General features: G+C 69.1%; 10 protein-coding genes and 1 pseudogene (1 of these 11 only partly in view). 8 read left to right on the top strand and 3 right to left on the bottom strand.

The window, feature by feature from the left end:
- Together J7E68_RS00695 and aceA are read right to left on the bottom strand one after the other, a co-directional pair.
- Positions 1–144, bottom strand: a pseudogene (locus tag J7E68_RS00695) (malate synthase A); its annotated part reaches 475 nt to the left of the window's first position; the annotation flags it as partial.
- Between the two features lie 24 nt (positions 145–168).
- A complete protein-coding gene (gene aceA, locus J7E68_RS00700; protein ID WP_215168923.1) occupies positions 169–1494 on the bottom strand; it encodes an isocitrate lyase in 1326 nt (441 codons plus the stop codon).
- Positions 1495–1630: 136 nt separating this feature from the next.
- Between aceA and J7E68_RS00705 the strand changes: the two genes are divergently transcribed.
- The 3 genes from J7E68_RS00705 (at position 1631) to J7E68_RS00715 (ending at position 5421) form a co-directional block, all read left to right on the top strand.
- Complete coding sequence (locus J7E68_RS00705) at positions 1631–3082, top strand: helix-turn-helix domain-containing protein (RefSeq protein ID WP_215168925.1); 1452 nt, start codon at positions 1631–1633, stop codon at positions 3080–3082.
- 131 nt (positions 3083–3213) lie between these two features.
- Complete coding sequence (locus tag J7E68_RS00710) at positions 3214–4767, top strand: glucoamylase family protein (protein ID WP_215168927.1); 1554 nt, start codon at positions 3214–3216, stop codon at positions 4765–4767.
- Between the two features lie 39 nt (positions 4768–4806).
- Positions 4807–5421: a TetR/AcrR family transcriptional regulator gene (locus J7E68_RS00715; RefSeq protein WP_215168929.1), complete on the top strand. Its 615-nt coding sequence runs from the start codon at positions 4807–4809 to the stop codon at positions 5419–5421.
- 5 nt (positions 5422–5426) lie between these two features.
- On the opposite strand, the gene J7E68_RS00720 is transcribed toward J7E68_RS00715, so the two are convergent.
- Complete coding sequence (locus J7E68_RS00720; RefSeq protein WP_215168931.1) at positions 5427–6935, bottom strand: PucR family transcriptional regulator; 1509 nt, start codon at positions 6933–6935, stop codon at positions 5427–5429.
- Between the two features lie 115 nt (positions 6936–7050).
- Here J7E68_RS00720 and gabT point away from each other — a divergent pair, with 115 nt between their 5' ends.
- The 5 genes from gabT to J7E68_RS00745 all read left to right on the top strand — a co-directional run.
- Positions 7051–8412, top strand: a complete 1362-nt coding sequence (gene gabT, locus J7E68_RS00725) for a 4-aminobutyrate--2-oxoglutarate transaminase (RefSeq protein ID WP_215168933.1) — start codon at positions 7051–7053, stop codon at positions 8410–8412.
- Between the two features lie 110 nt (positions 8413–8522).
- Complete coding sequence (locus J7E68_RS00730; RefSeq protein WP_215168935.1) at positions 8523–9908, top strand: NAD(P)/FAD-dependent oxidoreductase; 1386 nt, start codon at positions 8523–8525, stop codon at positions 9906–9908.
- Positions 9905–10789, top strand: a complete 885-nt coding sequence (locus J7E68_RS00735; RefSeq protein ID WP_215168937.1) for a universal stress protein — start codon at positions 9905–9907, stop codon at positions 10787–10789. The genes J7E68_RS00730 and J7E68_RS00735 overlap by 4 nt, the downstream gene beginning before the upstream one ends.
- Entirely contained in the window at positions 10789–12333 is a 1545-nt protein-coding gene (locus J7E68_RS00740; protein ID WP_215168939.1) for an APC family permease, read from the top strand. The genes J7E68_RS00735 and J7E68_RS00740 overlap by 1 nt, the downstream gene beginning before the upstream one ends.
- 31 nt (positions 12334–12364) lie before the next feature.
- Positions 12365–12916 (top strand): aldehyde dehydrogenase family protein (locus J7E68_RS00745; protein ID WP_215168941.1); only part of this gene is annotated, 552 nt, incomplete at its 3' end.

Below are 12916 nucleotides of genomic sequence, written 5' to 3' on the forward strand. Positions count from 1 at the left end.
GTGCAGCTCGGTGAGGAACGCGGTCGCCTCGGGGGTGAGGATCTCGTCGTAGCGCTCGCGTCGGGGACCCGAGACGGTGATCGCCGGGCCCTGCTGCGTCGTCTGGATCGGTGCGGTGATCGGCGGTGCGGTGGGAGTGGTCATGATCGTGTGTCCTTCACAAGTGGCTTAGTGGAACTGCGAGGCTTCGGTGGAGCCTGCGAGGGCGAGGGTCGCGCTGTCGGGGTTGAGCGCGGTCGAGATGACGTCGAAGTAGCCGGTGCCCGCCTCGCGCTGGTGCTTGGTGGCGGTGTAGCCGTTCGCCTCGGCGGCGAACTCGGCCTCCTGCAGCTCGACGTACGCGCTCATGGCGCGCTCGGCGTATCCGCGGGCGAGGTCGAACATCGAGTGGTTCAGAGCGTGGAAGCCGGCGAGCGTGATGAACTGGAACTTGTAGCCCAGGTCAGCAAGCTCCTGCTGGAACGTCGCGATCTCGGCGTCCGTCAGGTGGCGCTTCCAGTTGAAGCTCGGCGAGCAGTTGTAGGCGAGGAGCTTGCCGGGGAACTGCGCATGGATCGCCGCGGCGAAGTCACGGGCCAGCTCGATGTCGGGCTCACCCGTCTCGACCCAGAGCAGATCCGCGTACGGGGCGAACGCGAGTCCACGGCTGATCACCGATTCGATGCCGGGGCGGATGCGATAGAACCCCTCTGTCGTGCGCTCGCCGGTGGTGAACTGCTGATCGCGTTCGTCGACGTCGCTGGTGAGCAGGTCGGCGGCGAGAGCATCCGTCCGGGCGATGATGACGGTCGGCACACCGGACACGTCGGCCGCGAGGCGCGCGGCGTTGAGAGTGCGGATGTGCTGCTGCGTCGGCACGAGCACCTTGCCGCCGAGGTGGCCGCACTTCTTCTCGCTCGCCAGCTGGTCTTCCCAGTGGATGGCGGCGGCGCCCGCCTGGATCAGCGACTGCGCGAGCTCGTAGGCGTTGAGCGGTCCGCCGAAGCCGGCCTCGGCATCGGCGACGATCGGTGCGATCCAGTCCTGCGTGACCTCGCCCTCGGCGTGCTCGAGCTGGTCCTGGCGGATCAGCGCGTTGTTGATGCGGCGCACGACCGCCGGCACCGAGTTGGCGGGGTAGAGCGACTGGTCGGGGTAGGTCTGGCCGGCGAGATTGCCGTCGGCCGCGACCTGCCAGCCCGAGAGGTAGATGGCCTTGAGGCCCGCACGCACCTGCTGCACGGCCTGGCCGCCGGTGTAGGCGCCGAGCGCCCGCACGTAGTCCTCGGTGTGCAGCAGGTTCCAGAGGTTCTCCGCTCCGCGGTGGGCGAGGGTCGCATCCTCGCGAACCGAGCCGCGGATGCGGATGACGTCGTCTGCGGTGAAGGTGCGCTCGACGCCGTCCCATCGAGGATCCGTGTCCCAGATCTCCTGGAGCTCGGCGGCCGTCTGAACCTGGTCGCCGGCGCGCAGACCGGCGGGGCGAGGGGTGTGGTTCTGAGCGGTGTTCGTCATGGTGTCTCCTCCGTGGGATGCCCGGCCGTGAAGCCGGGGTGGCGTGGTTCCACTGTGGGTGAAGAACCGGGGTACTCCCGGCCGATCCAGCAGTGAAGATCACAAGAAATTCTGTTTCTGTGACAGAATCGGCCGCATGAGCACCTCAGCCGTCGAAGAAGACGCCGATGCCCTCACGATCGGCCGCCGCATCCGGCAGCTGCGCACGGCGCGAGGGATGACCCTCGACGATCTCGCCGCAGCCGTCGACCGGGCCCCGAGTCAGATGTCGATGATCGAGACCGGCAAGCGCGAGCCGAAACTCACCCAGCTGCAGGCGATCGCGCGTGCACTCGGTGTCACGATCGATGCGCTTCTCGAAGGCGAGCCGCTCGACGAGCGCAGCGCGATCGAGATCGCCCTCGAGCGAGCGATGAAGGGGCAGACCTTCCAGGCGCTCGGGATCGAGCCGTTCCGGATCGCCAAGAGCATGCCGACGGATGCCCTGAAGGCGCTGCTCGCCCTGCACGGCGAGATCGATCGGCTCCGGGACGAGCGAGCGGCCACCCCGGAGGAGGCGCGGCGCGCGAACGTCGAGCTGCGTCACCTCATGCGTCGGCAGGACAACCACTTCGCCGACCTCGAGGCGAAGGCGGCAGAGATCCTCGCGGCCGTCCGGCATCCCGGAGGGCCCCTGACCCAGCGCACGGCCTCGGAGATCGCCGCCCACCTGGGCTTCACGCTGCACTACGCCCCCGATCTGCCGCAGACCACGCGCAGCGTCGCCGACCTCGCCCACGGGCGCCTGTACCTGTCGAGCAGCGTGCCGGCGAAGGGCGATGCGCGCACCGCCGTGCTGCAGGCGCTCTCGAGCCGGATCCTCGGGCACGCGGAGCCGCGCAGCTATGCGGAGTTCCTGCGCCAGCGCGTCGAGACCAACTACCTCACCGGCGCTCTGCTGATCCCCGAAGCGCACGTCGTGCCCGCGCTCACAGAGGCGAAGGCGCGCCGGGCGATATCGATCGAGGACCTGCGCGACGCCTACTCCGTCTCGTACGAGACCGCGGCACACCGCTTCACGAACCTCGCGACCCGGCATCTCGGCATCCCCGTGCACTTCCTCAAGGTGCACGAGTCGGGGACGATCACGAAGGCGTACGAGAACGACGACGTGAACTTCCCGACCGACCGCCTCGGCGCCATCGAGGGCCAGATGTGCTGCCGCCGGTGGACGAGCCGGGTGGTCTTCGACGAGGATGACCGCTTCAACCCGTATTACCAGTACACCGACACGGGCAACGGCACCTACTGGTGCACGGCGCGCGTGGAAGCGTCGAGCGAGGGGCTGCACTCGGTCAGCGTCGGCGTGCGATTCGACGACACGAAGTGGTTCGTGGGTCGGGACACTCCGCACCGAGGGGTCTCGAAGCACTCGGTCGAGGTGTGCTGTCGTCGGGCTCCCGCGGACCTCGAGGGACGCTGGCGTGAGAACTCCTGGCCGAATGTGAAGACGCCCCGCACCCTGCTCGCGACCCTGCCGACCGGAGCCTTCCCCGGGGTCGACACCACCGATGTGTACGAGTTCCTCGAGGCGCACGCGCCCCGCTGAACGGGGGAGCCACGGCATCCGAGGCGCTTTCTCCCTCGCCGAGAGGGGGTTGAGCGAACACCGAACACATGTTAGGTTTTCGCGTGTTGCAGCGTCGCGCTCGGCGGCGCCGTTCTCGATGAGGAGACACGATGAAGCGATGGATGAGCGCGGTGGCGACGGTCGGACTGGTGGCCGGAGGGCTGACTCTGAGCGGCCCTGCGATGGCCGGCGGCGGACGCCCGGGCACCGAGGAGCTGAACCGCTGGGCTGCGGACACCTGGCGATCCCTGGACGCGATGACCGATGAGCAGACGGGCCTGCCGGCCGACAACGTCACCGGCGACCTCGAGACGCCCGGCGACTACACCTCGCCGACGAACATCGGCGGATACCTGTGGTCGACCGTCACGGCTCGCGACCTCGGCATCATCAGCGACGACGACGCGCGTGACCGCCTGTCGACCACGCTCGACACCCTGGCAGGCCTCGAGCGCAACGACGCGAGCGGCATGTTCTACAACTGGTACTCGCCGACGACGGGCGAGAAGCTGACGACCTGGCCGGACTCCGGCGACGCGGTGCACCCCTTCCTCAGCACGGTCGACAACGGGTGGCTCGCCGCTGCGCTGCGCGTCGTGCGCGAGGCCGAGCCCGACCTCGCACACGAGGCCGACGCCCTGTACGACTCGATGGACTTCGGCTCGTTCTTCGACCCCGAAGGCGCGGCCGGACTCCCGGCGGGCACGAACCGCGGAGGCTTCTGGGATGCGGCACCGCCGGACTGCAGCGTCGAAGCGCCCATGTACAACGGCTCGGGCGAGACCGCGTTCTACACCTGCCACCACTACGACACGACGGTGAGCGAGAGCCGCATCGCGACCTACCTCGGCATCGCCAACGGACAGATCCCCGCGACGGCCCTCTACGGCACGCATCGCACGATGCCTCCGGGCTGCGACTGGGCATGGCAGGAGCAGCTCCCGCAGGGCGAGTACCGCACCTATGACGGCGTCGAGGTCTGGGAGGGCTCCTACCAGTACGACGGGATGTCGTTCGTCCCGAGCTGGGGCGGCAGCATGTTCGAGTCGCTGATGCCCGACCTCCTGGTGCCCGAGACCAGATGGGGACCGAAGTCGTGGAAGCTCAACCACCCGATCACGGTCGCCGTGCAGAAGCAGCACGGACTCGACGAGGCCGGCTACGGCTACTGGGGCTTCTCGCCCGCGAGCGACCCCTTCGGCGGATACGCCGAGTACGGCGTCGACGTCGCCGGCATGCGCTCGGACGGCTACACCTCGGATGCGGAGAAGACCGACGTCGACATCGACCGGCCGGGATGCGCGACCGGCACGAACCCCGCCCCCGAGTTCGGCGACGGCGTGGTGACTCCTCACGCGGCGTTCCTGGCGCTGCCCTACGACCGCAAGGGCGCTCTGCGCAACCACGAAGGCATCGAGACGGAGCTCGGAGCCTACGGTCCCGGTGGGGTCTACGACGCCGTCGCGGTGAAGAGCGGCACGATCGCCGAACGCTACCTGTCGCTGGATCAGTCGATGATCATGGCGGCGATCGGCAACGAGCTCACGAAAGATACACTCAAGGACTACTTCGTGGACCGCGAGATGGAGCACCGTCTGCGGCCAGCGATGAAGCAGCAGGTATTCGGCTCGTCATGGGGAGCAGGGAACGGCCACCACGGCTGAGCCTTCGCCTCGCCCGTGTCGGAGGACGCGGAGTGGGCAATGAGCACGGATGAGCAGTCGGCAGCAGCACGCAGGCCCCGTGGCCCCTACGCCACGGGGCAGGCTCGCAGGCAGGCCATCGTCGACGAAGCGCTCGCGGTGTTCTCCCGCACGGGATTCCACGGCGGATCCCTGCGGGAGATCGCGAAGCGGGTCGGTGTGACGCCGGCCGGCCTCCTGCATCATTTCTCCGACAAGGAGGAGCTCTTCGCCGAGGTGCTCCGTCAGCGTGATGAGAAGGTGCGCCAGGCTGCCGGCGACCCGGCGGAGCACACGCTGATCGAGCAGGCCACGCGGGTCGTCGCGCACAATCAGACCTCGAGAGGGCTCACGTCGCTCTACGCGATCGTCTCGGCGGAGGCGACCGACCCCGACCACCCGTCGCACGCCGACTTCGCCGCGCGCTATCGGGATCGGGCCGCCGAGGCCGAGCAGATCCTCCGTCGCGGACAGGCAGACGGCGAGGTGCGCGCGGACGTCGATCCCGCCCGCGCGGCGCGACTGATCAGCGCGGTCATGGACGGCATCCAGCTGCAGTGGCTGCTCGACGACTCGGTCGACATGGTGCCCCTGTTCGAGGAGTTCGTCGGACGCTACCTGCATCCCGAGCGGTGACGGGTTCAGTCCCGCGCGGTCTGCAGCAGTGCCCACAACTCGGCGCGGGCGGGGAACGACGACAGGTCGAACCCCAGCAGCGCGCCGGCCTGCGCGATCCGTGATCGCAGCGTGTGGCGATGCACCCCCAGCGTCGCCGCTGCCGGATCGACCCTCGCGTCGTGCTCGAGCCAGGTGCGCAGCGCACCCTCGAGGTCTGCGCCGGATCGCGCGTCGTGATCGCGCAGAGGAGCGAGGCGCGACTCGGCCACCAGGCGCGCCTCGTCGGTCGCCAGGGCGCTGAGGATGCTCGTGCCCACCGTGTCGGCATAACGGAACACTCCGGCATCCGACTGCTGCCGCAGCGCCGCGACCGCCTGCGCATGTGCTCGCGCGAAGGCATCGTACGACTCCGAGCCCGACGCCCCGATGCGCACGCCGAAGCGGGTCGCCACGTCGTCGAGCAGGCCCTCGTCCGAGGCGGAGACGCACATCACGACGCCGTCGGCCGACTCCGCGAGGAAGCTGGCGGTGCCGTGCTCCGACCGTCGTCTGTCCCACCAGTCCATCAGCGGACCGGCCGGGGCGTCGGCGGCCACGGCGACCGTGACCGGTGACTGCGGGAGGCCGCCGAGCACCCGGCGTGCGAGGCCGGGGTCATTCTCGAGCATCGACCCCAGCAGCTGCGAATGCAGTCTCCGACGGCTGCGGGCGAGCTGTTCGCTCTGCTCGAGCGCGAGCCCCGCCATGGCTATCACCGATGTGACCACCGTGCGCGCCTCGGAATCGAGGGTGTCGAGCGCGAGCGCGATCACCCCGCGCAGCTGTCCGCCTCGCCCGACCGTGAACAGCATGAAGGTCTGCTCGTCGATCGTGAGCGACTGGCCGGCCTCGAGTCCGCGGGTCAGGATCTCGGTGGCGCGTCCTGCGAGCCCGGCCAGCCTGCTCGCCGACACCTCGGCGCGAGGGTGCGAGGACTGCAGCGCCCCCGACGCGTCGTACATCCCGACCCAGACTCCCAGGCGGCGGCCGAGCTCGGCGAGAGTCGCGTCGAGGCCGTGCGGCCGCAGGGCTGCGAGGGCGAGAGCGCGCTGCGTGTCGAGCGCCCACGATCTGCGGGCATAGGCCTGAGCGGCGATCGCCTCGGAGTGCGCTCTCGCCACCGCGATGAACGGGGTGCGATAGGGCACCTCGAACAGGGGGATGCCTCGGCGACCGCATTCGGCGATCAGCTCATCGGGGATGCCGGCCCGGTGCACGTCCGTGCCGAAGCCGAGGCCGAGCACGCCGCGATCGGAGAGGCGCCCGACGTACACGTCGAAATCGGTGCCCGCGTCGAACTGGGTGCCGGTGGTCAGCAGCGCGAGGTCTTCGGCGAGGAAGGGCGTGGGGTCGGCGAGGTCCGAGCTGTGCACCCAGCGCAGCGGAGTGTCGAGGGCGTCGGGAGCAAGGGCGTCTTCGGGCGACACGAGGCGCAGGCCGAGATCGCGGCGGCTCAGAAGAGCTCGCATGGTCGGCTGCTCGGTGGCATCCATGCCGGGGCTCCGTCCTCGTCTCGCAGCACGGCTTAGACAGTTCGGCGGTGCTCTCGCTCAGATTGTACAGTTCGGCGAATGCACGAGTCGCCGCTGCGGTCGTACGCTCGCCCACATGGCACTCCTCGACACCGCAGCTGTTGCAGTCCCCCTCGGCGGACCCGACCTCCCCCAGGAGCGTCGCCTCGTGACCGATCTTCCCGGCCCTCGGTCGGCCGAGATCCTGGCACGCAAGGCAGACGCCGTGGCGGCCGGAGTCGGACACACGGTGCCCGTGGCCGCCGTCGCCGCAGGCGGAGGAGTCGTCGTCGACGCCGACGGCAACTCGCTCATCGACCTCGGCTCCGGCATCGCCGTGACCACGGTCGGCAACGCCCACCCCAAGGTCGCCGCAGCGGTCGCAGCCCAGGCCGCGCAGTTCACGCACACCTGCTTCATGATCTCGCCCTACGAGTCGTACATCGAGGTGGCCGAGGCCCTCAACCGACTGACCCCCGGTGCCTTCGCCAAGAAGAGCGCGCTGTTCAACTCGGGTGCCGAGGCCGTCGAGAACGCGATCAAGATCGCCCGCAAGCACACGGGTCGTCAGGCGGTCGTCGCCTTCGACCACGGCTACCACGGACGCACCAACCTCACCATGGCACTGACCGCCAAGTCGATGCCGTACAAGAGCGGTTTCGGCCCGTTCGCCCCCGAGGTCTACCGCGCGCCGATGTCGTACCCGTTCCGCGACGGACTCGAGGGCGCAGAGGCCGCGGCCCGCGTCATCCTGCAGCTCGAGAAGCAGATCGGCGCCGACAACCTCGCAGCCGTCATCATCGAGCCCATCCAGGGCGAGGGCGGCTTCATCGTTCCCGCCGAGGGCTTCCTGCCGGCGATCGCCTCGTGGTGCCGCGCGAACGGCGTCGTCTTCATCGCCGACGAGGTGCAGACCGGCTTCGCCCGCACCGGCCACATGTTCGCGAGCGAGATCTTCGGCATCGAGCCCGACCTGATCACCACGGCCAAGGGCATCGCCGGCGGTCTTCCGCTCGCCGCCGTCACCGGTCGCGCCGAGATCATGGACGCCTCGCACTCGGGCGGCCTCGGCGGCACCTACGGCGGCAACCCGATCGCGTGCGCGGCAGCGCTCGCCGCGATCGACGTCTTCGAGAACGACGGAGTGATCGAGCGGGCGCGTGAGATCGGCGAGATCCTCACGCAGCGTCTCGGCGCGATCCAGCAGAACGATGCCCGCATCGGCGACATCCGCGGCCACGGCGCGATGATCGCCGCCGAGTTCGTCGACCCCGAGACCAACGCGCCCGACGCGGCCCTCACGGCGGCCGTCGCCAAGGCCTGTGTCGCGCAGGGCGTCATCGTCCTCACCTGCGGCACCTACGGCAACGTCATCCGGTTCCTGCCTCCGCTCTCGATCGGCGACGATCTGCTCAACGAAGGCCTCGACGTCGTCGCTGCGGCGCTCGCCGCGGCCTGACCGACCAGCGGTCACACGCCCTGCGACCGCCATCACACGTCCGGCCGCGACGAGGATCGGGGGATTTCGAGTCGCGGCCGGCACAACACTTTCTAAAGAAGGAGAAGCAGATGGCTGAGATCACTCGCGACGTCCTGATCGTCGGAGCCGGAGCCGCAGGGCTCACGGCCGCGAACGACCTGCGCAAGGCCGGCCTGTCGGTCGCCGTCCTCGAAGCACGCGACCGCGTCGGCGGCCGTCTGTGGACCGACGTCATCGACGGCGCCATGCTCGAACTCGGCGGCCAGTGGGTCTCGCCGGATCAGGATGCGCTGAAGGACACCATCGAGGAGCTGGGTCTCGAGACCTACAGCCGCTACCGCGAGGGCGACAGCGTGTACGTCGGCCCCGACGGCCAGGTGCACCGCTTCACCGGCGAGATGTTCCCGGTGTCGGCTGCGACCGAGGCGATCATCGACGAGATCACCGGGCGCCTCGACGCGATGGTCGCCGAGATCGATCCGGATCGTCCGTGGGAGCACGAAAAGGCCGAAGAGTGGGACTCGGTCACCTGGGATGCCTGGCTGCGTGCGCAGACCGACGACGACGAGGCCGTGCGCAACCTGGCCTTCGCCACGGGATCTGCCATGCTCACCAAGCCCACGCACTCCTTCTCGCTTCTGCAGTCGCTGCTGATGGCCGCCTCCGCAGGCTCATACTCGAACCTCGTCGATGCCGACTTCATCCTCGACAAGCGCGTCGTCGGCGGCCTCCAGAAGGTGCCGCTGCTGCTCGCCGAGCGTCTCGGCGACGACGTCATCCTGAACCAGCCGGTGCGCTCTCTCGAGTGGGGTGCCGACGGCGTGACCGCCACCACCGACGACACCACCGTGCGCGCCCGCTTCGCGATCCTCGCGCACGCGCCGGTGCTCTACAGCCGCATCGCCTTCGTGCCGCCGCTGCCGCGTCGTCAGCACCAGATGCACCAGCACATCTCGATGGGCTTCGTGATCAAGGTGCACGCCGTGTACGACCGTCCGTTCTGGCGCGAGCAGGGTCTAAACGGCACCGCGTTCAGCCCCTACGAGCTGTCGCACGAGGCCTACGACAACACCAACCACGGCGATGAGCGGGGCACGCTGGTCGGCTTCGTCAGCGACCAGAACGCCGACGACCTGTTCGCGCTGCCGGCCGAGGAGCGCAAGGAGCGGATCCTCGAGTCTCTGTCGCACTACTACGGCCCCGAGGCGAAGAACCCGGTCGTCTACTACGAGAGCGACTGGGGCACCGAGGAGTGGACCCGTGGGGCGTATGCGGCGAGCTTCGACATGGGCGGCCTGCACCGCTACGGCGCTGACCTTCGCTCGGCTGTCGGCCCGATCCACTTCGCCTGCAGCGACATGGCGGGTGCCGGGTACCAGCACGTCGACGGCGCCATCCGCATGGGCCACCTCGTCGCCTCGAACATCGTCGAGTCGATCCGCACCGCAGGCGACACCGCAGAGGTCGGAGGATGACCGGCGCGGTCGTCGTCGGCTACACGGCGACGGATGCCGGAGCCGACGCCGCAGCCCTCGGGGCGCGGCTCGCCCGGAGCCTCGGCGCGGTGCTGCACCTCGTGATCGTGCTGCCCGCCGAGGGCACCCGCAGTGCGGCCGTCCCTCCGGAGCGCGCGTACGAAGACCACATCCGCCGCCAGGCGAAGGAGTGGCTCGAGGATGCGGTGGTCCGCCTGCCGCAGGCGCTGACGCGCACCGGTCACGTCCGGTTCGGCGAATCCTTCGCCGAAGGCCTGATCGCCGCCGGCGAGGAGTTCGGGGCGCGGGTGATCGTGGTCGGAACCGCCAACGGCAGCATCTTCGGTCGACACCGCCTGGGCAGCGTCGCCTCCGAGCTGCTGCACTCGTCGACCATCCCGGTGGCGCTCGCGCCGGCCGGCACCGCCGATGAGGACGACCACGTCCTGCCCCGGGTGACGGCGGCCGTCGGCACCCGCGCCGGCGCGGACAACCTGCTCGACGAGGCGGCCGCGATCGCGACCGAATCCCGAGTCGGCCTGCGTCTGGTGTCGCTCGTGCCGTTCGATGTGCCGCCCGGCCTCGACACCGGTGCGATCCGCGTGGTCGGAGAAGCGCACGCGCACGACGTTCTCGCCCTCGCGAAGGGGCTTCTTCCCGAAGAGCTGAAGGCCGAGGTCGAAGAGGCACCGGGTGACAGCGTCGAGGATGCCGTCGCGAACCTCTCGTGGCTCCCCGGCGAGGTCGTCCTCGTGGGCTCCAGCCGTCTGGCGCAGCCGCGCCGCCTGTTCCTGGGCTCGACCGCAGCGAAGATGCTGCACGAACTGCCCGTACCGATGATCGTCGTCCCGCGCACCCGCGCCGAAGCAGGAGACCGCTGATGAGCAGCACGAACCGGGCGACGGAGCCCGAATCCGGTGTGACGACCGGCATCTCCCAGAAGGGGCTCAGCGCAGGTGCCGTCGGCGTCCTCGGAGCCGTCGTCATCGGCGTCTCGACCATCGCCCCGGCCTACACCCTCACCGCCTCTCTCGGCCCGACGGTGGCCGTGGTCGGCACGCAGGTGCCCGCGATCATGCTCGTCGGGTTCATCCCGATGCTCCTGACCGCCTTCGGCTATCGCGAGCTCAACAGGATGATGCCCGACTCCGGCACCTCCTTCACCTGGGGCGTGCGGGCCTTCGGCCCCTGGATCGGCTGGATGACCGGATGGGGCCTGATCGCCGCGACCGTCATCGTGCTGTCGAACCTCGCCGGCATCGCCGTCGAGTTCCTCTTCCTGTTGATCGCGCAGCTCAGCGGCAACCCCGAGATCGCGGATCTGGCGTTCAACCCCTTCATCAACGTGGTCGTCTGCCTGCTCTTCATGCTCGGTGCGACCCTCGTGTCGTATCGCGACATGCAGACCACCCAGAAGTTCCAGTACATCCTGGTGGGCTTCCAGGTGCTCGTGCTCGTCGTCTTCGCGACCGTCGCGATCGTCAAGGCGGTCAACGGAGACGCCCCCGAGCCGACCGCGTTCTCGTGGTCGTGGTTCAACCCGTTCGAGGTGCCGTCGTTCAGCGCCTTCGCCGCCGGCCTCTCGCTGTCGATCTTCATCTTCTGGGGCTGGGACGTCGTCCTGACCATGAACGAAGAGACGAAGGACCCGGCCAAGACCCCGGGTCGCGCAGCGATGGTCACCGTCGTGGTCGTCGTCGCCCTCTACCTGCTGCTCGCGATCGGCCTGATCATGTTCGCCGGTGTCGGCACGGGCGAATACGGTCTCGCCAACGAGGACATCTCGGCGAACGTCTTCTTCGCGCTGTCCGACCCGATCCTCGGACCGCTGGCGTTCCTCGTGTCGCTCGCGGTGCTCTCGAGCTCGGCGGCGTCTCTGCAGTCGACCGCCGTCGGTCCCGCCCGCACGCTGCTGGCGATGGGGCACTACGGCGCCCTGCCGAAGAAGTTCGCCCGGGTGAGCCCGCGGTTCTTCACTCCCGGCTACTCGACGATCGTGTCGGCCGTGGTCGCATCCGTCTTCTACGCCGTGATGCGTCTGGTGAGCGAGAACGTCCTCACCGACACGATCCTGTCGCTCGGCATGATGATCTGCTTCTATTACGGCCTCACCGCGTTCGCGTGCGTCTGGTACTTCCGCAAGCAGTGGTTCGACTCGGCCAGGAGCTTCTTCTTCACGTTCCTGTTCCCGCTCGTCGGAGGCGCGATCCTCGCCGTGCTGTTCGTGACGACGCTCATCGACTCGATGGATCCCGCGTACGGCAGCGGATCGAGCATCGGCGGTCTCGGCCTCGTGTTCGTCCTCGGCGTGGGCATCATCGTGATCGGCATCGTGATCATGATCTGGCAGTCGATCAAACGCCCGGCCTTCTTCCGCGGTGAGACCCTCGGCGTCGACGCGCCCCCGAGCGCCCGCCGCCGCTGACCCGACCTTCGTCCCCACAGAGAGAGATTCCATGAGCACTCAGACAGAGCAGGCGCTGCTCGACAGCATCCCCACCGGCCTCTTCATCGGGGGAGAGTGGATCGACGGCGAGACCGGCGGCACGTTCGATGTGCAGGACCCCGCGACCGGTGCCGTGATCCGCACGATCGCCGACGCGACGCCGGGCGACGGCATCCGCGCCCTGGATGCGGCCGTGGCCGCGCAGGACTCGTGGGCCGCCACAGCTCCCCGCACCCGCAGCGAGATCCTGCGCCGTGCGTTCGATCTCGTGCAGGAGCACAAGGAGGACCTCGCCCTGCTGATGACGCTCGAGATGGGCAAGCCCCTCGCCGAGGCGCGCGGAGAGGTCGCCTACGGCGGCGAGTTCCTGCGATGGTTCAGCGAAGAGGCCGTGCGCATCAGCGGTCGCTACGGCATCAACCCCGAGGGCACCGGCCACATGGTCGTCTCGCAGCGGCCCGTCGGTCCCTCGTTCTTCGTGACGCCGTGGAACTTCCCGTTCGCGATGGCGACGCGCAAGATCGCTCCCGCCCTCGCGGCCGGCTGCACCGTGGTCATCAAG

This window comes from Microbacterium sp. ISL-103, from assembly GCF_018613995.1.
GTDB lineage: Bacteria > Actinomycetota > Actinomycetes > Actinomycetales > Microbacteriaceae > Microbacterium.